Genomic DNA, 25,266 nt, shown 5'->3' on the forward strand with positions numbered 1-25,266 from the left:
CCTAACAATACCAATTGCTGGACTAATGGTTACCATATCTGAACAAGTTATGGCAATAACGCTGAAAATAAAGAACACGGTAAATAATTCGGCCGAGTTCAAAATTCCCCGATAATTTAATCCACGCCAAAACAACTAGGCTATTATAAATACTAGGGTATATGAGCAGAATCACCAGCCACGCATAAATATCACCAACGCTTCGAAGCAATGGAAAATGAAAAAACGGATCTTTTTTATATTAATAAGCCTTATATCGTTGCCAGCTTACGCTGCTAAACCCGATATATTTTTACTTAAAAACTACCATCAAGACATTCCTGTGACAGGTTGGCTTATGAGCGAAAAACTCGATGGTGTACGCGGCTATTGGGATGGCAACAAGCTCATTAGCCGAGGGGGAAAAATACTTAGCCCACCAGCATGGTTTACCCAGAACTACCCACCTTTTCCAATAGATGGCGAACTATGGACCCAGCGAGCCGACTTTGAAAACATCAGCTCAATTGTTAACAGCCAACATGCTGGTGAACGATGGAAACATATTACCCACCAAATATTTGATGTGCCCAATCAAACAGGTAATTTACATAAACGGCTACAGGTTTTACAAAACTATCTAGATAAGAACCCTACGCCGTACATTCAGATCATTCAGCAAACAACCGTTAACAATAAAAAACAATTACAGCGCTTTTTACACTCTATTACTGCTAACCAAGGTGAAGGCGTTGTAGTTAGAGACCCTAATCAAGCCTATCAAACAGGTCGGTTATCTTCAGCATTGAAACTAAAGGAATACACCGACACAGAATGTACCGTGCTAAAAGTCCTCCCCGGCAAAGGACAATATCAAGGCAAAATGGGCTCTATACTCTGCCTGACTTCACAGGGCAAACAGTTAACCATTGGTTCTGGCTTTTCAAATAAAGACAGAACTGACCCGCCCCTTATAGGCAGTCAAATCACGTTTAAATATTATGGCCTAACCAAAAAAGGGCGCTATCGATTTCCTGTCTATTTAAGACCGTTTAACAAACCTTAGTCACCCGTAAATCAAACAAAAGAGTTTTTCATTGCGCTTTTCATGTTGGCGTATAATTACGCCTAATCAAACACATGGAACACACATGCCTAAAGCCAGCGATTTAAAATGCGGAATGGTTGTTGAAGTCAATGACGAACCTTATGCGGTTAAAAGCATCGACGTACGCAACCCATCATCTCGTGGAGCCTCTACCCTTTATAAGGTTCGCTTTAATCACCTTAAAAGCAAGCAAAAACGTGATGAAACCTTAAAAGGCGATGACTTTCTGAAGGATCTCGATTGCGAAAAAGCCAATTTACAGTTTTCTTATCAAGATGGTAACGCCTATACCTTCATGAACTTAGACACCTATGATCAATACACATTAGATGCCGAAGACATTGAAGAACAAGTTAAATACCTAAGCGAAGGGCTCGATAACCTAGTGGGTATTTTACTAGAAGAAGCCCTGGTTGCTATTGAATTACCGGCCACTATTAGCTTACAAATAGTGGATACCGCGCCCGGTTTAAAAGGTGCCTCAGCCTCTGCTCGAACCAAACCAGCTACGCTAACCACTGGGCTAGAAGTTCAAGTGCCGGAATATATCGACACTGACGAATTTATAAAAATAAATACCAGCACCGGCAAATTTATGTCACGTGCTTAACAAGGAGAAACCAATGAACCGTATTGAAGCTATCAAAAACAACCCTTCTATTGATGTTGAAACCGTCATTGAGCTGATCGACACCCTCTATGATTACCACCCTGTGGATTTTAAAAATGGAGAGGTCTCTAATGCAGCCGGCACCAATGATATTACCTGCAAATTATTTGCTTTTGCAAAGCTCAATGACTTCACGCAAGAGCAAACCCTTGCCTGTTTCGGGCATTACTACCAAGATGTTCTCAACACCCCTGATGCGGATGATCACCAAAATATTCGTAACTTTATGCAACATAGTTGGGGTGGCGTCAGTTTCTCAGGCACCGCATTAACTGAAAAATAAAAACTCATGCCAAATAAAAACTTTTCCACGTTAGCCATTGCCCCTGCTCAGCTTAAAAACTTAGCGAGCCTAGGCTATCAACAGATGACACCCATACAAGCCCAAAGCCTGCCTCAGGTCTTAAAAGGCAAGGATGTTGTTGCCCAAGCTAAAACAGGTAGCGGCAAAACCGTTGCCTTTGGGGTTGGTTTACTGGAAAAAATAAATCCGCGATTTTTTGGCACTCAGGCTTTAATACTCTGCCCTACCAGAGAATTAGCCGATCAAGTCGGTAAAGAGCTTCGTAAACTCGCCCGTAGTGTGCCTAATATAAAACTGGTACTGCTGTGTGGAGGCAAACCTTTTGGACCACAAGTCGGTTCATTAGAACATGGCGCTCATATAGTTGTTGGTACACCCGGCCGTATTCAGGATCATCTGAAAAAACGTACTTTAAATATCGGTCAGTTGAAAACCTTAGTATTAGACGAAGCCGATAGAATGCTAGACATGGGCTTTGCCGACGTGATGACAGATATCATTGGGCACACGCCTAAGTCTCGTCAAACATTACTCTTTTCAGCCACTTACCCAGATGAAATTAAGGCCATGTGCCGCTCTATTCAACGTGACCCTGTCGCCATCACCGTTGAATCAGATCATCAACAAAATGTGATTGAGCAGTTGTTCTACCAAGTTAAAAAACACGAGCGTAATAATACGTTGCTTGCACTGTTTGAGCACTACCACCCAAATACAGCCGTTGTTTTTTGCCATACCAAGGCGCAGTGTAGTGAGATGGCTGAGTTTTTACGCGAGCATAATATTGAATCATTAGCGATACACGGCGACCTTGACCAGCGTGAGCGTGACCAAGTACTGGTTCGCTTTGCTAATAATAGTTGCTCCGTACTGGTTGCAACCGATGTGGCTGCTCGTGGGCTCGATATTAAATCCATCGGCATGGTCATCAATTACGAACTGCCTCGCGATCCTGAAATTTACGTGCATCGTATCGGAAGAACCGGCCGTGCCGGCGAAACTGGGCTCGCCATGAGCTTATTTGCTGAACATGAGCAAGTGCGTGTGAAAGCAATTGAAGAATATCAACACAAACCTTGTTTAATAGATAGCCCTTTATCGTTGGACCGCGATAGTAGCTACAAGCTCTACCCGCCAATGGTTACCATTCAAATTGATGGCGGCCGTAAAGATAAAATTCGCCCCGGCGATATTTTAGGGGCACTAACCGGCGATGCTGGCTTAGAAGGCAAGCAAATCGGCAAAATAGATATTTTTGACCGCTCCAGTTATGTGGCGCTTGAACATGAGGCTGTGCGACAAGCACTGAACTACCTCGCCAATGGGAAAATTAAAGGCCGCCCGGCTAAAGCACGGAAGGTTCGCTAATTAAAACGGCTGTCTACTCTTGTATCGCGGTTAATAGCATTAACCGCCTACGTAGCGTAAACGCTTTTTAGCTTTTAGTTTATGCATATCGGTCATGATCAGCCCGTCTATACAGTGTCCAAAGTTCGCATCTACATTAAAATCAATATAGCGAACACCGCCTTCATCACATAAATCGGCGTATTGCTTGTATAAGGTTGGTACGGTGGCATTCATATGCGCTAAGTGTTCTTTCATGACTCTAAAGTCGTCACTTTGATTATTGCCAGTCAGCACATCTGCCACCTGCTTTTTTATTTCTGGCCTCATAATATAGGGCGTTCGAGAGATGGCTAAGCAATCGGCATCAGGAAAGTAATGCTGATAGAACGTCACAATCAGCGCTTTAGCTAGTTCAGGGTAAGCATCACTTAAGCTAACAGGGCCAAATAAGTAGCGTGCTGAGGGGTACTTTCTAAGATAGGCGCCAATGCCATACCATAAGTGGTCTAAGCTGCGTTTACCCCAATACTTAGGGCTGACAAAACTACGGCCAAGTTCTATACCCTGTTCAAAATAAGGAGCAACTTTCTGCATGTTATAGTCAAAAAGTTCTTGGCTATAAATGCCTCGACCCTTGTCTAAATCCATTAAGCGTTTTACTTCAGCAAGTCGGTAAGAGCCTACAATTTCAAGTTCTTGCTCATCCCACAAAATAATATGGCGATAATGCTTATCATACCGATCAAGATCTCGGCTTTTGCCTGTGCCTTCACCGACACGCCGAAAAGTCATTTCCCTTAAGCGCCCAATTTCATTCATGACCGCAGAGTCCGGTCGATAATCAAATAAGTATATTTTCTTTTCATCGGCTGTTTCGCCCAGTAACTCACCCTCTTTTAACTCATTTTTCAGGGCCTTTCGATCACGCGGGTGAATAATGGTCTGTTCTGTTTCCAGCAGGCTCTTTTTTCCTTTACCTAGCAAGTAAGCATGGCGACGAACCAATCGCGCAATTTCTTTACGTTTTAATGGCAAACTATCTATAAAACGGTATGGGATGGGAGCGCCCACCTTGAAGCTTATCGTTTTCGAGTTTTTATTAAAAACCTCATGCGCTAACAACATGCTTGATAAAGGCTTGTAGAACATTGAACTGCTATAAAAAAGAGATGAGTTCCGCGCCTTAACGTAAATTGGCAAAATAGGAGCTTGGGTTTTCTTAGCAAAACTTAAGAATCCGCTCGACCATTTTCCGTCACGTACTCCGTTCGGTCTCATTCTTGACACTTCGCCTGCAGGAAAAATAATAACGGCTTCTTCATTATTTAAACTCTGCAAAATACGCGAAATACTACTCTTTTGCGTTGATTTTCTTAAATTATCAACGGGTAATAATAGACTGTCTAGCGCCTTAAACTCCATTAACATGTCATTAACCACTATTTTTACATCGCGGCGCACCTCACCAACAAGCTTTAATAACGATAATCCATCGAGCGCACCCAGTGGGTGATTAGCAACAATAATGACGCGGCCACTGGCGGGGATATTAGCCCTGTCACTGTGTGATGCTGAGTAACTAAAGTTAAAAAATGCAAATACTTGATCAATAAAATCAAACCCCTCGTCATCTTGATGATCTTCTAGGAATTGATTCACTTCATTTTCATGCATCAGTTTTTTTAAAAAACCAACCGTTGGTTTTTTAAACCATGAGCCACGTTGCTCAAAATTTGGGAATTTTTGCTCTATTGTTTGCTCAATATTTAGCATACTGCTTAATCGTCCGTTATTTTTACTAAAATTTTCGAGGGCTAGCCAGCAAAAACGTGCTTATAAAGCATTAGCGATGGCCTCAAACCTTGATCCGTTTTCATGAAGTTTTCCTAGTTCATATCACTATTTAGTTTTTAATTTATCGCTAGAATAATCTTTGTTTATGAACGTTTTATAACAATTGCTTGACGCTTTAATGAATGCTGCAAATGCACACTCTCTGCTATAATGTTCGATTGAATGTTTCATTATGTTAATGCTCCTTATATAACTGTCTGCAAATCCCTATGTTTCAACTTATCCTTTCTCGTTCTCAAAGCCTAAAAAGTGACCTTCTTTCTGGCCTTACCGTTGCACTAGCTCTAGTACCCGAAGCCGTTGCCTTTGCTTTCGTAGCAGGGGTTGAACCCTTAGTCGGTTTATATGCTGCTTTTATGGTCGGTTTAATTACCGCGGCTATTGGCGGCCGTCCGGGAATGATTTCTGGCGCAACCGGCGCACTGGCTGTTGTTATGGTGAGCTTGGTGGCAACTCATGGGGTTGAATATCTATTTGCAACCGTTGTCTTAATGGGTGTTTTACAAGTGCTGGCTGGAGTTTTTCGCTTAGGAAAATTCATTCGCTTAGTGCCACACCCTGTGATGTTAGGCTTTGTGAATGGTTTAGCGATTGTTATTTTTATGGCTCAGCTGCAACAATTTCAATTCCTTGATCCGGTCACCGGCGAGCTTGCTTGGCTACAAGGTGAGCAGATGACATTAATGTTAGGCATGGTGGCGCTGACCATGGCCATTATCTATTTCTTACCCAAATTAACGAAGGCCATTCCATCATCATTGGCTGCGATCTTAACCATCGTTGCCATTTCTATTGGCTTAGATATGGACTTACGTACCGTTCAAGATGTGCTTGTCGATATGACTGGCGATCCGGTGGCGACTATTGCTGGCGGCTTACCGCAATTCCATTTCCCTAGCGTGCCGCTAAATCTTGAAACGCTGAAAATTATTTTCCCTTATGCACTGATTCTTGCTGCCATTGGTTTAATTGAGTCTTTATTAACCTTAACTCTGATTGATGAAATAACCGAAACGCGTGGCCGTGGAAATAAAGAATGCATTGGTCAAGGCGTTGCCAATGTGGCTACCGGTTTTTTTGGTGGAATGGGTGGCTGCGCGATGATTGGTCAAAGCATGATCAACATTAATTCTGGTGGCCGCGGACGCGCTTCGGGGATTTCCGCTGCGTTATTCTTACTCGCCTTTATTTTAGTTGGCTCATCACTGATTGAAATGATCCCCGTTGCCGCGTTAGTCGGCGTGATGTTTATGGTGGTACTGGGTACATTTGAATGGGCCAGCTTCCGCTTATTGGGCCGCATCCCAACTTCCGATACGCTTGTGGGTATTACTGTTGCGGTTGTTACCGTGCTAACTGATTTAGCCATTGCGGTTGTCGTGGGAGTCTTAATGTCTACCTTAGTGTTTGCTTGGAAACATGCCAAAAACATGCACTTTGATATTGAAGAAAAAGATGGCGTTAAGATCTATAAGCCAACTGGACCACTCTTTTTCGCTTCAATCCACCACTTTCGTGATCAGTTTGACCCCATTAACGACCCACAAGAAGTGATTGTTGATTTTGCACGTTCACGCGTGTCTGACCATTCAGGCATTGAAGCCATTGACGCCTTGGCAGAGCGGTATATGAAGCAAGGCAAAACACTGCATTTACGTCATTTAAGCCCAGAGTGCATCAAATTATTACACAAGGCTAGAAAGCTAATTGAAGTTAACGTGATTGAAGACCCAAAATATTCAATTGCTGATGATGAACTAGGCTAACAATGTTAGCCTGCCTTACATAGAGGCTTGAACGCATTTAATAATGCCGTATTCATACTCTTCATCCAAGGCCTCATAGATAGGTTTAATGCGGCCTTTTGACTCATCTTCCAAAGACTCTATAGTCATGATGATTTCTTGATATTCACTGTCGTCTAAATCGAGTACCTCTTTGACATCCAGTAGCCCTGCTTCAATTGCATCGGCTAAATGTCCATATACCGTGTTTTCTTTCATATCGCGCTGTGTTGCAATCGCCTTTATATCTAAACCCTCTTGATACAACATGAGCGTCTCATTAACCGTTGCGCTAAGCCGATTATTCAATAATTCTGCTAACGGGTACTTTGCAATTTCTGCCAAAAAAACCTGGCCATAACGCTTTATTTTTTGATCACCCACGCCACTGATATACCGCATATCGCCAATCTCAACCGGGCGCTTTTTAATCATTTCCATTAAGGTTGCATCATGAAAAATGACATAGGGCGGCACACCACTGTCTTCCGCTAGTTGCGTTCTCAAAGCTCGTAAAGCGTCCCATAACGGCTCGTCTTGTGGGCGAACAGGGCTTTTCTTCTTTTTTTCTGTTGCCAGCTTTTCTTCTTTTGTTTGCTTTCTTAGCGCCAGTTTTTGTTCACCACGTAACACTGGTCGGCATTTTTCTGTCAGTGTTAGCGAGCCATGGCTTTCTGCTTCAACATTAATAAAGCCAAGCGCTATCAACTGCCTAAAAATAGTTCGCCATTCCATCGTTGAGAATTCTTTACCAATGCCAAAGGTACTTAACTGCTCGTGCTGGTTTTGCCGGATACGGTCATCAGCCTTGCCCATTAAGACATCAATAATATAATTAACCCCAAAGCGTTGCCCTGTACGATAAATGCTCGATAAAATCTTTTGCGCCGCTTCAGAACCATCCCATTTTTCAGGCGGTGTTGTGCAATTATCACAGGCACCACATGGCTGTTCTAACCGCTCATCAAAGTAGCCTAACAAGGCTTGCCGCCGACAAGCAATCAGCTCGCAAAGCCCCAGCATAGATTCTAATTTATTATGCTCGACACGCTTATGCGCCTCATCGGCCTTGGAGTTTTGCATAAATTGTCGCAGCGTCAATACATCTTGTAGGCCATACGCCATCCAGGCATTTGCAGGCTCGCCATCACGGCCTGCACGACCGGTTTCTTGATAATACGCCTCAATACTTTTTGGTAAACTTAAGTGCGCTACAAAACGTACATCCGGCTTATCTATGCCCATACCAAAGGCGATTGTAGCGACAATAATCACCCCTTCATCGCGTAAAAAACGCTGTTGGTTTTTTTGCCTAAGCTCTTGCGATAAGCCCGCGTGATAAGGCAATGCGATACGCCCTTGTTCTGTTAACCATTCGGCAGTCGCTTCTACTTTCTTGCGTGATAGGCAATACACAATGCCTGCATCTTGCGCATGATTTTCTTGTATAAAGCGCCACAACCGTAATTTCGGGTTATTACCTTCAGAAATAGCATAGTGAATATTCGGCCGATCAAAACTATTGATGAATACCCGCGCCCCTTCAAGTTGTAATTGCGCAATAATTTCATCGCGCGTACGTTGATCAGCTGTGGCGGTTAATGCAATACGCGGCACTTGTGGAAAACGCTCATGCAGCACACGTAACTTTTGATATTCTGGCCTAAAGTCATGCCCCCATTGCGACACACAATGCGCCTCATCAATCGCAAACAAGGCAATATGACAGCGCTCCAACAACGACAGCATAATAGGGTTCAACAACCTTTCTGGCGCCACATACAATAAATCTAAAGCGCCATTTAATAATTGCGCCTCCACTTCTCGCGCCTCAGCGACATTGAGTGTTGAATTTAAATAGGCTGCTTTAATACCCAGTTGATTAAGCGCATCCACCTGATCCTGCATCAGCGCAATCAACGGCGATACAACAATCGCAGTGCCATCACGCAATACGGCTGGAATTTGGTAGCACAGCGACTTACCGCCGCCAGTGGGCATCAGCACAAAGGCATCGCGCCCTTGCTCTAACTCATGAATAATCTCACCTTGTGGCTCACGAAAAGCGTCGTAACCAAACGTTGACTGTAAAATAGATTGCGCGCGATTCATCAATTCAAGGGCTAATAAAAAATATAATTATCGCATAAACAAGCCTATCCGCAGCTAAACGAATCGGCTCACATTCAATGACATTATCAATACCAGAAGCAAATTAGGCGGTGCTTACTTGTCGTTTAAGCAGCGCTCTCAGGCTTTAGGTATAATGCCACCTTTCCCATCTGTACGACCCAAAACATGTTGAAGTTAAGCAACGTATCGCTCCGCCGAGGAACTAAAGTATTATTCGAGAATGTTTCCTTTACCGTGCACGCAGGTCAGCGCGTTGGCATTAGCGGTGCCAATGGCTGTGGTAAGTCCAGTTTATTTGCGATGGTGTTAGATAGTCTCCAGCCCGATAGCGGTGATTTTTCTATTCAATCGGGTTTTGTGATTGCACACGTTGCCCAAGAGTTGACCGCCACTGAGCAAGCGGCTATTGAATTTGTGATCGATGGCGATAAAGAACTCCGCGATATTCAGCAAAAAATAGCCCAAGCAGAAGAACAACACGACGGCCACCGTGCCGCCGAGCTGTATGCTGAACTAGAAACCATTCAAGGCTACACCGCCAACTCGCGGGCAGCTATTTTAATGAATGGACTGGGCTTTAAAGCCACCGATTTAAACAACCCTGTTACCAGCTTTTCGGGTGGCTGGCGCGTACGTTTAAACCTTGCAAAGGCACTCATGTGCCGCTCCGATCTGCTACTGTTGGACGAGCCAACCAATCACTTAGACTTAGATGCCGTTATTTGGCTACAAGAGTGGTTACAAAGTTATGCTGGAACCCTGTTACTTATTTCGCACGATAGGGACTTTTTAGACGCCGTTGTCGGCAATATTCTACATATTGAGCAACAAAGTGCGATGCTTTATAGCGGCAATTATTCTCAATTTGAACGCGTTAGGGCTGAACGCTTGGCGCAGCAACAATCTAATTTTGAACGGCAACAAAAAGAACGCGCACATATTCAAAGTTATGTTGATCGTTTTAAAGCGAAAGCTACCAAAGCCAAACAAGCTCAAAGTCGCTTAAAAGCACTGGAGCGGATGGAATTGATTTCTGCCGCACACATTGACTCTCCTTTTCACTTTGCGTTTTTCAAGCCTGAACGAGTCTCAAACCCACTGATCAAAGTTGAAAAGACAACACTGGCCTACGCTGACAAGGTCATTTTAAATAATGTGTCTTTGTCTATAAAACCCGGTGATCGTCTTGCATTATTAGGCCCAAACGGCGCCGGTAAATCGACATTAATTAAGCTTCTCGCAGAAGAAAACAAGCCAACAAGCGGCAGCATTGAATGTGCCGAAAGCCTTAAAGTTGGTTATTTCGCGCAGCACCAGTTAGAGCAATTAGATCCTAATGCATCACCCTTATTGCATTTGCAGCGATTAGATAAAAAAACCACCGAACGTGATTTAAGAAACTTTCTTGGTGGTTTCGGCTTTCATGGTGACAAAACTCTAGAAGCCATCGCGCCCTTTTCTGGAGGCGAAAAAGCAAGGCTAGCTCTCGCACTTCTGGTTTATCAAAAGCCTAATTTATTATTGCTTGATGAACCGACCAACCATTTAGATATAGAAATGCGCCATGCCTTAAGTGCCTCCTTACAAGAGTTTAGTGGCGCAATGATTATTGTTTCCCATGATCGACACTTGCTGCGCACCATCACTGATCAGTTTTTACTCGTCTCTGGCGGCAAAATAACACCCTTTGATGGCGACCTAGGTGACTACGCCGACTGGGTAAAAAATCAAGCCAAAGAAAATGACAGCACCCCCTCTAGCGACAAAAACGTTAATGCTCGTAAAGAACAAAAACAGCAGCAAGCGAATAACAGGCAACAGCAAAAACCACTACGCGACGCCCTAAGAAAAGCAGAAAAACAACTTGATAAATTGCAGGAGAAACAACAACAACTTGAAGCCAAACTGGCTGATAGCGATTTATACCATCAAGATAAGAAGCAACAATTAGCCGACATTATTAAAGAAAAAAGCAGCATTGATGAACAACTAGCCAAAACCGAAGAGGCTTGGCTGACGGCACAAGAGGCGCTCGAAGAGCTTATATAATCAGTTAAAGAGCCTAGCCCAGTTTGTGGCCGAAAAAACAGTTAACTAACCATAACAAGCCTCAATTTTATATTGGGCACGCTTGATTAACGCTTACAAATGCGTAACATCAGCACCTATTGAGTGAATGGACAACATTGGAATGAACGAGAAAACTAACAAAGACCCTCTACACGGCCTTACACTTGAGGCGATTGTTACTAGCCTTGTTGAACATTATGGCTGGGAGAGTTTAGGCCAGCAAATAAACATTCGTTGTTTCACTAGTGATCCATCTGTTAAATCTAGCCTTAAGTTTCTTCGCAAAACACCTTGGGCTAGGAAAAAAGTGGAGACGCTTTACCTTGCAACACAAAATAGCGTTTGGAAAAAATAATTCCTATTAGATACTGCAAATAGCCCCCATTCCAGCCTAATTGAAAGGTAGGCACCGCTGACACTATTCAAGTTTAAAAAAGGCTAAATTGACCCCTAAGAAAAAAGTTGAATTCCTGATTATTGGCCAAGGGCTAGCCGGTAGCTTGTTGGGCTGGCGACTTATTCAACAAGGTCACTCTGTTTTACTCCTTGACCCTTGCCTTACCCACACCGCATCGCGCACCGCCGCTGGCTTAATTAACCCGGTAACGGGCAAAAGGTTAGTTAAAACTGACCATGTCGAACAATACCTTACAGCAGCAAAGGAACTTTATGCAGAACTGGCTAATTTCTTTGCTCTCACCTTTCTGCATGAAAGGGAACAGGTTCGCCTATTCCAATCAGACGCTGAGCTAAACCAGTGGAACAAGCGAAAAAATCAGGCTGAGTATGCACCTTTCTTGGCTGAACGTTTCAATGCAAAAGATAAAAAATACCTAAAAGAAACATCCTTGGGTGGCTTCAAGCAACAGCAATGTGCTTACCTTGATACTGTTGTTTTACTCGATCATTTGCGTGATTTTTTCCTGCATCAAGGCTGCTTCATCAAGGCACAAATGGACTTGAGTGAACTTAACATCAGTTCATCATTTGTTGAATGGCATGGCCACACTGCCGATAAAATAATTTTTTGTGATGGCTACCACTTACAACATAACCCATGGTTTTCATGGCTTCCTTTGCAGCCTGTACAAGGTGATATTTTAACCCTGAAAACAGATCATCCTTTGCCAAATGAAATTGTGCAGTTTGGCAAATGGTTACTGCCCCTTGCTAACGGGCAACTCAAATTGGGGGCCAGTTGGCAATGGCAACCACTGGATGAGAAACCTAACGAAAAAGCTGCTCTTGAGTTACTCGATGCGTGTTACCCGTATTTTCCGCACTTAAGGCAAGCTCAACGACTAGAACACAACGTTGGTATTCGCCCTGGTACCCGCGACAAACAACCCTTTTTAGGCCAGCATCCTGAGCAGTCTAACTTACTCGTTTTTAACGGTTTCGGCTCCAAGGGCTCACTCCTCATTCCGTGGCATGCAGAACGCTTTTTACGTTACTTAACTCACGCTGAGCCGTTACCAACATCCGCTGATATTAATAGGTATACACATGACTATTTCACTCGTTAACCAAGCACATAACAATATTGCGAATTATCTTTCAGAGGGCGATATTGCCGTTGATGCCACAATGGGTAATGGCTTTGATACGCTCTTTTTAGCCAAGCAAATTGGTGAGGCAGGAAAAGTCTACTCGTTCGACTTACAAGCCGCCGCTTTGCACACAACAGAGCAACGGCTAAGCAAAGAAAAACTATTACACCGGGTTTGCCTGATACAAGATGATCACTCACAATTATCAGCTTACTTAACGAAGGACGATGTTCATTCGATTCGTTGTGCGATGTTTAATTTAGGCTATTTACCGGGTAGTGATAAATTACTGCAAACGACGCCAAACTCTACGCTTCAGGCATTAGAGTCAGCGATTGCCCTGTTGGCACAGCCAGGTATTATTTCTATACTGGCTTACACAGGACATACTGGTGGTCGAGAGGAAACTGAGTCTGTAAAAAGTTGGGCGAAGACACTGCCAAAAAAACAATACGAGGTGACTATTCAAATACCTAGTGCAACAAAAAATAGCCCACCAGAACTTATTTTGATAGAGCACCTGTAATTAATCATGCCATAACGTTTAAGACACGCGTCGCCTTTATACACGGTTCTTTTTATTATCTTTCAGTGGGTTTTAGTATTTTCCAAGCCTTATCTACTTTAGCCAAGCTATTACCCTTAGGGATTTCGCCCGCTTGGTTTCACCTTAAAAAAGCACCACCGAGTAACGATTAGCAAGGACAAACCGGCCCCTAAGATATCAGCAAACCAATCATACAAATCCGACTCACGCCCTGATATAAATGACTGATGCCATTCATCACTGGCCGCATAGAGCGCTGAAAAAATAAAGGCCACAATGAGCGCTCGTTGTTCGTTTTTGATTACTTGGGTGAAATAAGCTAACGCAAAGAAACCTAAAACAGCATAGGCAATTGCATGAATAACCTTATCTTGATGTGCAAATAGCACTGGCGTTGGTAACGCTGACTGATGGGATAAGTAAAAAATAAGCCCACAATAGCCCACCAACAAGGCCAAGCAAACGCCTTTCACGTTAGGCGAATACCGTACTGGCTTCAAACACGGGGCCATCGACACAGACTCGTTTCATCGCCTCACCCTCTTTTGTCTTCACCTTAACAACACAACCGGCACAACCACCAACGGCGCATGCCATATATTCTTCAAGCGACACTTGGCATGAAATATTAAATTCTTTGGCCAATGCAGCCACTGCTTTTAACATCGGCGTGGGGCCACAGGAATATATCTCTACCTGTTGCCGCTGTGCTTCACTAAGGGCATTCAGCCAATCGCGTGCTAGGTCGGTAATATAACCTTGATAAACACCATCATAATTTTGCAAACTGGCTAAACGGCTGGGAATCCCCCACTCTTCTAATAATGGTAAACCATCACTAACGCTTGCTTCAATACCATCAAGCGCCAATGCCGATGCCTTTCTTTGAAACGGAAAAGGAACTTCTGAGCCCATAAAAACAACCGGTGTTATCTCAGTTTGATTGTCTTTTATATACTCTGATAAACAAATCATGGGAGGAATACCGACGCCACCACCCAACAGCAAGGCCCTAGGTTTGTTGGTGTTTAACTCAAATGGTCGACCAATTGGCCCCATCACGTTAATTGTCTCACCCACTGCGCGTTTTGCGAGCAATTCTGTCCCAGCACCCACCGCCTTATATAAAAACTCAACCCAACCTTCTGAAGCGCAAGCACGCATAATCGATAATGGGCGACGCATTAAACGTTGGGGGTCACATTGAATGTGTGCAAACTGTCCTGGCTGTGCTGAGGCTGCACACTTAGGCGCCTTCACGCGTAAAACGTATTGCTCTTGTTCAAACGCCTGCTGCGCCAAAATTTCAGCATCTTCTAAAAAGATGGTGTTTCGTGTATTTTCTTGCATTATTCCTCGAAAACTAAGTGGCCATTAACCAGTGTATGCGTTACTTTGCCTTTCATTTGATGCCCAAGGTAAGGCGTGTTTATTCCTTGGCTAAACCAATGTTCCTCATCAACTAGCCAAGTTTTATCAGGGTCAACAATACACAGGTCTGCTGGAGCGCCTTCCGACAGACGCCCTGTTGCCAGCCCCAGTGTCACTGATGGCCCATCCGTTAAACGACTCACCATTTGAGATAAATCCAATATTCCCTCATCTACCAGTGTCAGCATTAATGGTAACACCGTTTCTAAACTTGAAATGCCCGGCTCAGTTGATGGGAAGGGGGCTTGTTTAGCTTCTGCCTCATGCGGTCGATGACCTGAGCTAACACTCAATATTCCTTTTGCAACACCCGCCACTAACGCATCTCTGTCTTCTACTGAACGCAGTGGTGGTGAAGTATGATAGTTTGCGTCAAACGTACCCACATCAAATTCAGTTAAGCTTAATTGGTATGCATGTACATCTGCCGAAATGGCATCATTAGTAGCCTGCGCTCTTGCAATCATCGTCACAGCCCTTGCTGAAGACACGCCCGTTAAATGAATTCTCGCACCCGTTTCTTCGGCTAATTCAATCATCTGTGCGATAGCTACTGTTTCTGCTGAAACAGGGATGCCCGATAAACCCAATTTAGAACTCACCGAGCCATCATGAATACAACCATCATCTTTAATCGATATATCTTCTGGTTTGAGTATCACCAGCAGGTCATGGGTACTGGCATACTGTAAAGCACGCCTTAATATTTGGTTATCAACCGTATTATTGGGTGCTTGGCTTACGGCAACACAACCTGCTTTTTTCAAGGCATACATTTCACTCAGCGCCTTACCTTGTAGCCCAACTGTTAAAGCGCCTAATGGCAGTACTTTTGCCGAACCAGCCAAGGCCGCTTTGTCCAAAATCAGTTGCACAACAGAAGGGGTGTCTAATACTGGCTGGGTATCTGGCAAACAACAAATTGAGGTATAGCCGGCCGATACAGCAGCTTTTGTTTCGCTCTGTATTGTTGCCTTATGTTCATAACCCGGCTCTCTTAGACTGGCATTTAAATCTACAAAGCCCGGTAACACCCATTTATTGCTGGCATCTATACTCTGTTGTGCAACAAAGCCCGCTGGCTTCTCACCCACCGATTGAATTTGACCGTTGGCAATATAGACATCCTTAACTGCATCACAGGCATTAGCAGGGTCAACGACTCGGCCATTTTTGATGTGTATATTCATCCCTTAACTACCTTATTTTGACCCAGCGTAAGTGTCATCACCGCCATGCGGATAGCAATGCCATTCGTCACTTGCTGCAAAATAACCGAATTGGCACCATCAGCAACGGCAGCTTCCATTTCCACGCCACGATTAATCGGCCCTGGGTGCATCACGGTGACATCCGGCTTGGCATACGCCAACTTTTCTTCCGTCAGGCCAAAACACTCAAAATACTCGTGCTCACTGGGTAAGAGTGCAGCGCCCATTCGTTCACGTTGCAAACGCAGCATGATCACCACATCTACATCATCAAGCCCTGTACGTAAATCGCCATACACGTGCACACCTAATGAATTAACATCACTCGGTAACAACGTCTTCGGAGCAATAACTCGCACCTCTTTAACCTCTAGCGTATTAAGCGCATGAATTTGCGAGCGAGCAACTCGTGAATGCAAGATATCGCCAATAATGGCAACTTTCAAATGCTTAAACTCCTTCTTTACTCGACGAATAGTAAACATGTCGAGCATCGCCTGAGTGGGATGTGCGTGGCTTCCATCTCCAGCATTAATAACGCTGACATGTGGCTCTACATGTCGCGCGATAAAGTGTGCCGCGCCACTATCGGAGTGCCTCACCACAAACATATCGGCCTGCATCGCTTCTAAATTACGAATCGTGTCGAGAATACTTTCGCCTTTAGAGGTTGCAGACGTTGCTATATTTAAATTAATCACATCCGCAGATAAGCGTTTTGCAGCTAAATCAAACGTCGTACGTGTTCGCGTGCTGTTTTCAAAAAACAAATTAACAATCGTTTTTCCACGCAGTACGGGGACTTTTTTTACCGCCTGATGACCTACGCTCGAGAATGACTCGGCGACATCCATAATCTCTATCAGGGTTTCTTTAGAAAGACCCTCGGTGGTTAGAAAGTGGCGGAGTTGTCCCTGTTCATCAAGTTGTAAACGGGAACTATCGGGTGCTTTGAAGGACGTACTAGCAGGTTGCTTGCTAGAGCTCATATCAGTCAATTCCGGTTAGTTTCTAGCGCTAAAGGCGCCGGGCCGATCAATTTTACCTGTTTTTCAGGTAACAAATCCAGTTTCACACCGACTATATCTGCATGAAGCGGCAATTCTCTCGCCCCACGGTCTACTAAAACCGCCAACGTAACACTATCAGGGCGACCGTAATCAAAAATTTCATTTAATGCTGCACGGATTGTTCGGCCTGTATAGAGAACATCATCCACCAAGATAATGTGCTCGTTTTCAACCTTAGCAGGGATATTACTTGGCTTAACCTGTGGATTTAAGCCTATGCGTGAAAAGTCATCCCGGTAGAATGAAATATCAATTTCACCAAGCGGTTTATTCAACCCTAGTTTCTGATGTAACTTTTCTGCCACCCATAACCCGCCGGTATGCACCCCTATCATCAGTGGCTCAACTATTTGCTTGCGCTCCATCATTTGTGCCAACTCATCTGCCATTGTGTTTATGATGGCATCAATATCAATAGCTTTTAACTCTGTATCCATACTTATTGCTTGTGTTGTTGTGTGTTTAACCAGCTTTGTAAAATCAACTGCGCAGCGACTTGGTCTTGAACTTCCCATAACTTATCGGCACTCACCTGAACCTCATCAAACAATATTTGTTTTGCTTCAAATGTTGTCAGCGCCTCATCAAATAATTCAACGGGGCATTGATACCGCCCTTCTAACTGTCTAGAAAACCGCTCCATTTTTGGCGTAACTGTATTATCACTACCATCTTCTTGGCGAGAAATACCAACTATCATTTTTGTTGGCTGCCAGGTCTCAATAATTTTTGTTAACTCGTCCCAGCCGGTCTTTTGTCTCACTGCTTTAACCGTTGTTAAGGCATTGGCAATGTGTGTCTGTGTATCACCCACAGCAACACCTATTTTTTTTACACCATAATCAAAACCTAGGCATACCGCCATTAGCAATGACCCACATCAGAACTCATCAAACTAATATCAACACCTATTCTATGCGCCGCCAATTCCCAGCGTTGCGGGAGAGGCTCATCAAAAATAATATGTGGTTCAGCTTGGCCATGTAACCAAGAATTCCGCTGAATTTCCTGCTCCAATTGCCCTGCAGCCCAGCCCGCATAACCCAGCGCAACCATCCATTTCTCGGGCCCTTTACCTTCGGCAATTGCTTCTAAAATATCTTTTGAGCTGGTCAGCGCAAACTCATCATTCACCGTTAACGTAGAATCCCAGTTGCCTACCGGCGTATGCAACACAAACCCTCGCTCAGGTTGAACAGGACCACCCATAAATAAAGGCGTTGCCGCTACTGCCGGGTTAACTGCAGTAATTGATAATTGATCAAAAATGGCTTTCATGGTCATCGTGTGTGGTTTATTAATCACGATACCCAGCGCCCCTTCTTCATCATGCTGACATAGGTAGGTGACCGATTTAGAAAAGTCATCACCTTCCATTCCTGGCATTGCAATTAGAAAATTATTAGTGAGATAGTTTTTTTTATTCATAAATAAAGTTTCATCGTTGTGGTCTTTAGCGTGTTAGCAAAGAGCCTTCATTTAAAAATTGCCAGGTCCTCGTGATGACCAAAATATCAATATCTTTTTGCAGATCAATAGGGAGCGGGGCAAATGGTGCCGATAGTTTAACAATATTGACTGCTGCATCATCAATAATTTTATGACCAGAGCGGCGATTAATTATGATTTTCTTTAAATTACCATCGGCATATAATTCAACGCTCATTACTAATGTGCCCGACAAACGCTTACGCCTCACTTCCCCTGGATAATTCAAATTGCCCACTCGCTCAATTTTGCGTTGCCAAGCCGCTTCGTAACTGGCCGCTTTGTATTTATGCGCATTAATTGAGTTGATGTGTAATTTTCGAGGCCGTCGTGAATAACTGGTAACCGCTTCATTAATTTCTGCCTGAAGTTTTGCAATTTCCTCACTTTGACGCAATAAATCAGCCGTCGTTAATGCCTTGCTTTGCTTTGGCACTTTTTTATTGCTAGCCTCAATTGCCACATCCGCTTCAGTTTGCAAGAGCGCCTTTTGAGCCTGGGCCAGCGCTTGCTGCTCTTTCGTATGCTCAGATTGTGCTGACTGCTTTTTCGGCTGCAACGCTGCTTGCTGTTGATTAACTGCCTTTTCTTCCGCTTCGCCACTACCAACTTGATCTTCTTGGGCTAAAAAATCAGCTTTTTCAGGCCGCTCTTTATCCGGCGATACCACCAACACAACCTCTAGTGCCTGACTAACGGAACGCGAGATATCGACATCAAAACTAATACCCAAAATAACCAAGGCATGAATAATGCCCGCCATAAATAACGTTAAACCCAGCTTATCCGCTGATGATATGGCAGCTGGAGCAGCCACCTCTATGCTAGTTGCTCCTCAATGCAATCCATCAGTAAAGCACTTATGTTTAAACCAAATTGATTGTCCAACTCTTGTACACACGTTGGGCTTGTCACATTTATTTCCGTCACATAATCACCAATCACATCTAAGCCAACAAAAAATAGCCCCTTTTTAACCAACGTAGGGCCAATTTGCTCACATAACCAACGGTCTCTATCGGTTAATGTTCGGCCCTCACCTGTCCCACCAGCGGCCAAGTTCCCTCGCGTTTCACCTTCGGCAGGAATACGAGCCAAGGCGTACGGTACGGGTTGACCATTAACAATTAAAATACGTTTATCGCCCTGCTTAATTTCAGGTAGATAGCGCTGAACCATGGTCAATTCTTTTCCATGATTAGTCATCGTTTCCAGCACAACGCCAAGGTTATGGTCCGCTTTTTTAAGTCGATAAATGGACGCGCCGCCCATCCCATCTAAAGGTTTAACAATAATATCTTCATGCTCAAGCAAAAAGTCTTTAATCCGTTGAGTTTGCGAAGTCACCAAGGTAGGCGAGCAACAGTCTGGAAACCATGCCGTAAATAACTTTTCATTGGCATCACGCAAAGACTGCGGTTTATTCACCACCAATACACCATCGGATTCGGCTTGTTCTAAAACATACGTCGTATAGACAAAGTTCATGTTAAAAGGCGGGTCAACACGCATTAAAACAGCATCCATTTGACTCATAACATCATCAACAGGCTCACCTAATGTAAACCAACTTTTTTCATCGCGCTGAACAGTTAATGGTTTATAGGTCGCCTTCGCCGTACCATTTATCAGGTACAGGTCTTGTTGTTCCATATAAAACAACTCCCAGCCCCTGCTTTGCGCTTCAAGCAACATAGCAAATGTGGTGTCTTTTTTGATATTGATTGACCCAATAGGGTCCATTACAACGCCTAAACGCATGGTTTCTCCAGTATTAAATTTTGCATGATAATCAAATATTTCTCTCACATACGCATAAATAATGCAACAAGCCTATTTAGTATCGGTTTCTTAATTCTATAGACAATGCTTCATACACTCTTTCTTTTGTATCACAGATGAAATCATATGATTTTTTAAGAGTCTGTTTTAATTCTTTTTTATTGTTATATGTTTCGCTTCCTATCTCCGCTATAGGCTTGTCTGGTAAGTAAGTAATACATTTAGCCCTTATAGTGTATGGTCTAAATGGTGACGGGTGGGGGAATTCATAACTTGCATTCAACGCCAGCAGAGTAAGTCGACGATGGGTCAGGAGATTGCGTAAATCCTTTAAGTACAAAAAATCTTCTTGCTTAAGAATATCAAGGCACACTCTTTTTAAAATAGGGAACTCTAAGGGGATTTTTAGCAGCATATTATCATCAACTTTCCATTCTTTTAACCCTAAATCACAAGCCAAATTAATCTCATGGAGCAAAGATTCAAGAGCAGAAAATAGAGCAAGCACTAATACATATATAATACTGTGATGCTTGTTATCAGTTTCAATATGTTCATTATTACTATCATATAAGTCTTTATTATTTGATATCACAAATGAAATCCTTGTATCAAGATTCATTAAAATATCAAGCTGATATTCTGCTAGTTTGATACGTTCAAAAGTAGTCTCATGATATATGGACAAGGCATCTTGAGACTGCTCATTTAAACAACGTTTTGCATCAGCTATAAACCCCTTTTCTCTCTTATCTGTTGTAAATGCTTTCAGGTTTGTTTTTTCAATGACTCTAGTGCTGAAAGAGAAGTCTTTTTCTACTTTTGGCACAAGAGGCTCTAAACATTCAGAGCATGTAAATGGTTTTTCATCAGTAATTGAACACCACTGCTTATCATCCATAAGGTATCGTGAATTGCAATTGCTACAAAACACCCCACCAATATAGCTTTTGCAATTAGAACATTCATGTCCAACACCACCATTCTGGTAACTAACTTGAACTCTGTGTTTCCAACATACCGGTTTAGTACATACAGGGCACTCAATATACAGTTCATCAAAAGAACTTTTTTCAACTATAAGTCGATTAAGCGTATGTTTTACTTTCATATTAATTCTTAACTAAATAACCTGATTCCAAAACCAATTTAAATCATTGGACAATGAAAAGCACATACATAATTTGATTCCTTATGTTTCGCCCTAAAGGTCGAGTGACTCTTTTTCAATAGCAACAAAAGAGTCACCAGAAAAATGCCACCCACTGCTCTCACCCTGAAGGGTGCCTTCAAAACTAATCATTAAAATAGCTACTGTGGAACTCGCCTAAAGAACGGGCTCAAACAGCCACAGTAGAAAGCTCTATTTTAATAATCTGCTTTTCAGTGAGGGCAATAGGGTAAAAGTCAGAACCACTTGCTTTTGATTTACCTTCCCTTTTATCGCGTTAAAAGTATTAACTATTTCGGATAAGTGAGCGCGTTGTTTGAGCCACGCTTTATGGCGAGTTTAGCGCTCACCCGGTATAGTTAATACTTTGCGATTAGGGTGGCCTTTTCTTTGGTTCGTTTCTTTTGGCCACACAAAAGAAATGAACGCCCTGCGGGTGCCGAAATTACCCCATATCTCCCCAGAGAACTTGCATCCCTGCAATGGAAGCAATCGCTGCTGTTTCGTTACGGACAACCCTTGGCCCAAAACCCAAGGCCGAAAAATTTACCTCTTGCGCATCCAACACTTCTTGTTCTGAAAAACCGCCTTCTGGCCCAATCAGCACGGCTACCGCATCATTTGGTTTTGGATAATCTCTTAACGTATCTGCCTTACCCGGCTCAAATATAATACGGCTTGCCGCCAACTCTGTATTTAGCCACTGCGCTAAGTCCATCGTTACATTTAAGATCGGTGGCTTATTTCGACCACACTGCTCACAAGCCCGATAGACAATGTTTTGCCAATGTTGATGGCGCTGCAAACGACGTTCTTCGGTGAGTTTAACAACACAGTGTTGCGTAATAACAGGGGTAATAACCGCCACGCCCAGTTCTGTCGCTTTTTGAATTGCTACATCCATCCGTTCGCCCCGGGAAACACTCAGGCCCAATTCAATCTGAAGCGGCGACTCTAATTCTACATTTCGCCAAGCACCCAGTTCTAGCACCACCGCCTTACGATGGACCTCGACCGCTATCGCAGAATATTCACCGCCTTGGCCATTGAAAACGGTTAGTTGGTAACCTTTTTTTAAACGCAATACATTGCGTAAATAATGCGCCGCATCTGCTTCGAGTGTTACAGCGGCTCCTTCGACTAAATCTTGCTCAACAAAAAGGCGTGAAATACGCATCGCTAACCGTGCAAACTATCCGGTAATGTTATGGTATCGATCGGGTCTTCATTTTTAGGCGGCATTTGCAAGTGAAAACCCTGCGTTTCAAGGTTCTTCATCACGACCAATACATCTTCTCGTGCTAATGAACGCTCCGCAGATAATTCTAAATCAAACACATGCTCAGGCACTGGAAATTGCTGCATCACTTCAACAGGAACATCTGAAAAATCATCCTGCTCTTTGACATATAAATATAAACCATCACGCTTAGCCGTTTTGTAAATGGCACAGGATATTTCTTTTACACGACTCATTTCGCGCTGATCCCTAAATTACGGCAAATAGCCAAACTCGCTTCTGCCTGATTCATGCTGTAAAAATGCAGTCCCGGGCAACCATAGTCAAGCAATGTTTGACTTAACTCACTGACCACATCTGTCCCAAATGCTTTAATCGATTCGCGGTCATCGGCAAAGCCTTCTAGGCGTTTACGTATCCAACGGGGGATTTCAGCACCGCACATATCAGAAAATCTCGCCAACTGTGAATAGTTTATTATTGGCATAATTCCCGGCACAATCGGTACATTTATAGCCATTTTGTCGCAATCTTCAACAAACCGGACATACGCCTCAAAATTAAAAAAGTATTGTGTAATGGCACTATCTGCGCCTGCTTCTACTTTTTGTTTAAAGTTAGCTAAATCCGCTTGAGCATTAGCAGCTTGCGGATGAACTTCGGGGTAAGCGGCCACTTCAATATGGAAGTGGTCACCTGTTTCTTCACGAATAAAAGCCACTAGCTCATTGGCATAGCGAAATTCACCAATATCCAAGGTGCCTGATGGGATGTCCCCACGTAAGGCAACAATGCGGTCTACGCCGTTATCCTTATAATTTGATAAAATTTTACGGATGCTTGCTTTTGTAGACCCCACACAAGACAAATGTGGCGCCGCTGAGAAACCTTGCTTTTTAATATCCAGCACGGTATCAATGGTACCTTGTTGAGTACTACCTCCTGCGCCAAAGGTGACAGAAAAATATGCTGGGTCAAGTTGGCCCAGCTCTTTACTGACATTTAACAGCTTAACTCGCCCTTCTTCGGTTTTTGGTGGGAAGAATTCAAAGCTAATTTTTTGATATGACTCTAAACTCATAGTTAGTAACGGTAGTGATGTGGTTTATACGGTCCTTCAACAGGGACATTAATATAGTCAGCTTGCTCTTGCGTAAGCTCGGTTAAATTTACGCCAATTTTCTCTAAGTGCAAACGCGCTACTTTTTCATCTAAGGTTTTAGGTAACACATAGACTTCATTTTTGTAGTTATCTCCATTTGAGAAAAACTCAATTTGCGCCATGACTTGGTTGGTAAATGATGCCGACATCACAAAACTTGGATGTCCTGTTGCACAGCCAAGATTAACCAAACGGCCTTTTGCTAACAGCGTAATTCTCTTGCCATCGGGGAAAATGACGTGATCCACTTGTGGCTTTACTTCTTCCCACTCGTATTTTTCAAGCGACGCAATATCTATTTCAGAATCAAAGTGACCAATATTACAAACAATCGCTTCATTTTTCATCGCCAGCATATGGTCGTGATTAATTACACCCAAGTTACCCGTTGTTGTCACAAAGATATCACCTTGGTCGGCCACATCGTCCATTCGTACAACGCGATAACCTTCCATCGCTGCTTGTAATGCACAAATAGGGTCAACCTCGGTCACCCACACACTTGCACCCATGCCTTTGAAGGCTTGAGCACAGCCCTTACCGACATCACCATAACCAATAACAACCGCAATTTTGCCAGCTATCATGACGTCTGTTGCACGTTTAATCCCATCTAATAATGATTCACGACAACCATACAGGTTATCAAATTTACTTTTCGTCACAGAATCATTCACGTTCATTGCTGGAAAAAGCAACTCACCTGATTCTTGCATTTGGTATAAACGATGTACGCCCGTTGTCGTTTCTTCTGTCACACCTTTGATACTGCTGGCCATGTTTTGCCATCTAGTCGGTGCTACCGGCAAATTGCGACGTAAGACATCAAGAATGGCAATCCACTCTTCATTATCGCCCTCTTTTGCATCCGGTACAGCGCCTGCTTTTTCAAACTCAACGCCTTTATGCAGTAGCAAGGTCGCATCACCACCGTCATCAAGAATCATATTTGCTTCTTGCCCCTCTGGCCAAGTCATCATCTGTTCTGTGCACCACCAATACTCTTCAATCGTTTCGCCTTTCCAAGCAAACACTGGAATATTAAGATCGGCAATCGCCGCTGCTGCGTGATCTTGTGTAGAAAAAATATTACAAGAGCACCAACGAACCTCAGCCCCTAAAGCCACTAAGGTTTTGATCAGTACCGCCGTTTGTATGGTCATGTGTAAACTGCCTGCAACGCGCGCACCTGCTAATGGCTTACTCTCACCAAACTCTTCTTGTAAGGCCATTAAACCCGGCATTTCGCTTTCAGCAATGGCTATTTCTTTATGACCCCATTCAGCCAATGACATATCAGCTACTTTATAATCTGTAAAACTCATTTTTTTATCTCTCTAAATTGTTGTGTGTCGGTGCGCC

General features: G+C 43.4%; 25 protein-coding genes. 9 read left to right on the forward strand and 16 right to left on the reverse strand.

Annotation, left to right across the window (positions count from 1 at the left end; all coding sequences use genetic code 11):
- The first annotated feature begins 217 nt into the window (after positions 1–217).
- The 4 genes from Q91_RS10785 to dbpA all read left to right on the forward strand — a co-directional run bounded on the left by Q91_RS10785 (position 218) and on the right by dbpA (position 3,429).
- Positions 218–1,045 carry a DNA ligase gene (locus Q91_RS10785; protein WP_015006937.1) on the forward strand — a complete coding sequence of 276 codons (828 nt, stop codon included), beginning with the start codon at positions 218–220 and terminating at the stop codon, positions 1,043–1,045.
- A gap of 85 nt (positions 1,046–1,130) precedes the next feature.
- Positions 1,131–1,697, forward strand: a complete 567-nt coding sequence (yeiP, locus tag Q91_RS10790) for an elongation factor P-like protein YeiP (protein WP_015006938.1) — start codon at positions 1,131–1,133, stop codon at positions 1,695–1,697.
- Positions 1,698–1,710: 13 nt separating this feature from the next.
- On the forward strand, positions 1,711–2,040 hold the full coding sequence (locus Q91_RS10795) for a HopJ type III effector protein (RefSeq protein WP_015006939.1): 330 nt from the start codon (positions 1,711–1,713) through the stop codon (positions 2,038–2,040).
- Between the two features lie 6 nt (positions 2,041–2,046).
- Positions 2,047–3,429, forward strand: coding sequence for an ATP-dependent RNA helicase DbpA (gene dbpA / locus Q91_RS10800; protein WP_015006940.1), 1,383 nt, complete (start codon positions 2,047–2,049; stop codon positions 3,427–3,429).
- Positions 3,430–3,468: 39 nt separating this feature from the next.
- Here the strand turns inward: dbpA and Q91_RS10805 are convergent, their stop codons facing one another.
- Complete coding sequence (locus tag Q91_RS10805) at positions 3,469–5,184, reverse strand: lysophospholipid acyltransferase family protein (RefSeq protein WP_015006941.1); 1,716 nt, start codon at positions 5,182–5,184, stop codon at positions 3,469–3,471.
- A 290-nt stretch (positions 5,185–5,474) separates the two neighbouring features.
- Here Q91_RS10805 and Q91_RS10810 point away from each other — a divergent pair, with 290 nt between their 5' ends.
- Positions 5,475–7,031, forward strand: a complete 1,557-nt coding sequence (locus Q91_RS10810) for a SulP family inorganic anion transporter (RefSeq protein WP_015006942.1) — start codon at positions 5,475–5,477, stop codon at positions 7,029–7,031.
- Positions 7,032–7,046: 15 nt separating this feature from the next.
- Here Q91_RS10810 and recQ read toward each other — a convergent pair whose 3' ends face one another.
- Positions 7,047–9,161: a DNA helicase RecQ gene (gene recQ, locus Q91_RS10815; protein ID WP_015006943.1), complete on the reverse strand. Its 2,115-nt coding sequence runs from the start codon at positions 9,159–9,161 to the stop codon at positions 7,047–7,049.
- A 186-nt stretch (positions 9,162–9,347) separates the two neighbouring features.
- Here recQ and Q91_RS10820 point away from each other — a divergent pair, with 186 nt between their 5' ends.
- From Q91_RS10820 to Q91_RS10835, 4 genes are all read left to right on the forward strand, one after another.
- Positions 9,348–11,231, forward strand: a complete 1,884-nt coding sequence (locus Q91_RS10820; RefSeq protein WP_083857002.1) for an ATP-binding cassette domain-containing protein — start codon at positions 9,348–9,350, stop codon at positions 11,229–11,231.
- Between the two features lie 142 nt (positions 11,232–11,373).
- The gene (locus tag Q91_RS10825) at positions 11,374–11,607 is read left to right on the forward strand and encodes a VF530 family DNA-binding protein (protein WP_015006945.1); all 234 of its coding nucleotides are present in this window, start codon (positions 11,374–11,376) and stop codon (positions 11,605–11,607) included.
- An 88-nt stretch (positions 11,608–11,695) separates the two neighbouring features.
- On the forward strand, positions 11,696–12,778 hold the full coding sequence (locus Q91_RS10830; protein WP_015006946.1) for an FAD-binding oxidoreductase: 1,083 nt from the start codon (positions 11,696–11,698) through the stop codon (positions 12,776–12,778).
- Positions 12,759–13,328, forward strand: a complete 570-nt coding sequence (locus Q91_RS10835) for a class I SAM-dependent methyltransferase (protein WP_015006947.1) — start codon at positions 12,759–12,761, stop codon at positions 13,326–13,328. Before Q91_RS10830 ends, Q91_RS10835 begins: the two co-directional genes overlap by 20 nt.
- Positions 13,329–13,444: 116 nt before the next feature.
- On the opposite strand, the gene Q91_RS10840 is transcribed toward Q91_RS10835, so the two are convergent.
- From Q91_RS10840 to ahcY, 14 genes are all read right to left on the reverse strand, one after another.
- On the reverse strand, positions 13,445–13,849 hold the full coding sequence (locus Q91_RS10840) for a VanZ family protein (protein WP_232228639.1): 405 nt from the start codon (positions 13,847–13,849) through the stop codon (positions 13,445–13,447).
- Positions 13,824–14,699, reverse strand: a complete 876-nt coding sequence (locus Q91_RS10845) for a dihydroorotate dehydrogenase electron transfer subunit (protein ID WP_015006949.1) — start codon at positions 14,697–14,699, stop codon at positions 13,824–13,826. Before Q91_RS10845 ends, Q91_RS10840 begins: the two co-directional genes overlap by 26 nt.
- Positions 14,699–15,970 carry a dihydroorotase gene (locus tag Q91_RS10850; RefSeq protein WP_015006950.1) on the reverse strand — a complete coding sequence of 424 codons (1,272 nt, stop codon included), beginning with the start codon at positions 15,968–15,970 and terminating at the stop codon, positions 14,699–14,701. Before Q91_RS10850 ends, Q91_RS10845 begins: the two co-directional genes overlap by 1 nt.
- A complete protein-coding gene (locus Q91_RS10855; RefSeq protein ID WP_015006951.1) occupies positions 15,967–16,980 on the reverse strand; it encodes an aspartate carbamoyltransferase catalytic subunit in 1,014 nt (337 codons plus the stop codon). Before Q91_RS10855 ends, Q91_RS10850 begins: the two co-directional genes overlap by 4 nt.
- Before the next feature lie 5 nt (positions 16,981–16,985).
- Positions 16,986–17,498, reverse strand: a complete 513-nt coding sequence (gene pyrR, locus Q91_RS10860; RefSeq protein WP_015006952.1) for a bifunctional pyr operon transcriptional regulator/uracil phosphoribosyltransferase PyrR — start codon at positions 17,496–17,498, stop codon at positions 16,986–16,988.
- A 2-nt stretch (positions 17,499–17,500) separates the two neighbouring features.
- Complete coding sequence (gene ruvX, locus Q91_RS10865; RefSeq protein WP_015006953.1) at positions 17,501–17,926, reverse strand: Holliday junction resolvase RuvX; 426 nt, start codon at positions 17,924–17,926, stop codon at positions 17,501–17,503.
- Positions 17,926–18,489 carry a YqgE/AlgH family protein gene (locus Q91_RS10870; RefSeq protein WP_015006954.1) on the reverse strand — a complete coding sequence of 188 codons (564 nt, stop codon included), beginning with the start codon at positions 18,487–18,489 and terminating at the stop codon, positions 17,926–17,928. The genes ruvX and Q91_RS10870 overlap by 1 nt, the downstream gene beginning before the upstream one ends.
- A 25-nt stretch (positions 18,490–18,514) precedes the next feature.
- Entirely contained in the window at positions 18,515–19,366 is an 852-nt protein-coding gene (locus tag Q91_RS10875) for an energy transducer TonB (protein WP_015006955.1), read from the reverse strand.
- A 2-nt stretch (positions 19,367–19,368) separates the two neighbouring features.
- Complete coding sequence (gshB, locus tag Q91_RS10880) at positions 19,369–20,310, reverse strand: glutathione synthase (protein WP_015006956.1); 942 nt, start codon at positions 20,308–20,310, stop codon at positions 19,369–19,371.
- Positions 20,311–20,386: 76 nt separating this feature from the next.
- Positions 20,387–21,442 carry a hypothetical protein gene (locus Q91_RS10885; protein WP_015006957.1) on the reverse strand — a complete coding sequence of 352 codons (1,056 nt, stop codon included), beginning with the start codon at positions 21,440–21,442 and terminating at the stop codon, positions 20,387–20,389.
- A 505-nt stretch (positions 21,443–21,947) separates the two neighbouring features.
- The gene (locus Q91_RS10890; RefSeq protein WP_015006958.1) at positions 21,948–22,679 is read right to left on the reverse strand and encodes a 16S rRNA (uracil(1498)-N(3))-methyltransferase; all 732 of its coding nucleotides are present in this window, start codon (positions 22,677–22,679) and stop codon (positions 21,948–21,950) included.
- A gap of 2 nt (positions 22,680–22,681) precedes the next feature.
- On the reverse strand, positions 22,682–22,978 hold the full coding sequence (locus tag Q91_RS10895) for a YcgL domain-containing protein (RefSeq protein WP_015006959.1): 297 nt from the start codon (positions 22,976–22,978) through the stop codon (positions 22,682–22,684).
- Entirely contained in the window at positions 22,975–23,823 is an 849-nt protein-coding gene (gene metF / locus Q91_RS10900; protein ID WP_015006960.1) for a methylenetetrahydrofolate reductase [NAD(P)H], read from the reverse strand. Before metF ends, Q91_RS10895 begins: the two co-directional genes overlap by 4 nt.
- A 2-nt stretch (positions 23,824–23,825) precedes the next feature.
- Positions 23,826–25,229 (reverse strand): adenosylhomocysteinase, encoded by a 1,404-nt coding sequence (gene ahcY / locus Q91_RS10905; RefSeq protein WP_015006961.1) that lies wholly within the window; start codon positions 25,227–25,229, stop codon positions 23,826–23,828.
- Positions 25,230–25,266: the final 37 nt, after the last annotated feature.

Source organism: Cycloclasticus sp. P1 (assembly GCF_000299965.1).
GTDB lineage: Bacteria > Pseudomonadota > Gammaproteobacteria > Methylococcales > Cycloclasticaceae > Cycloclasticus > Cycloclasticus pugetii.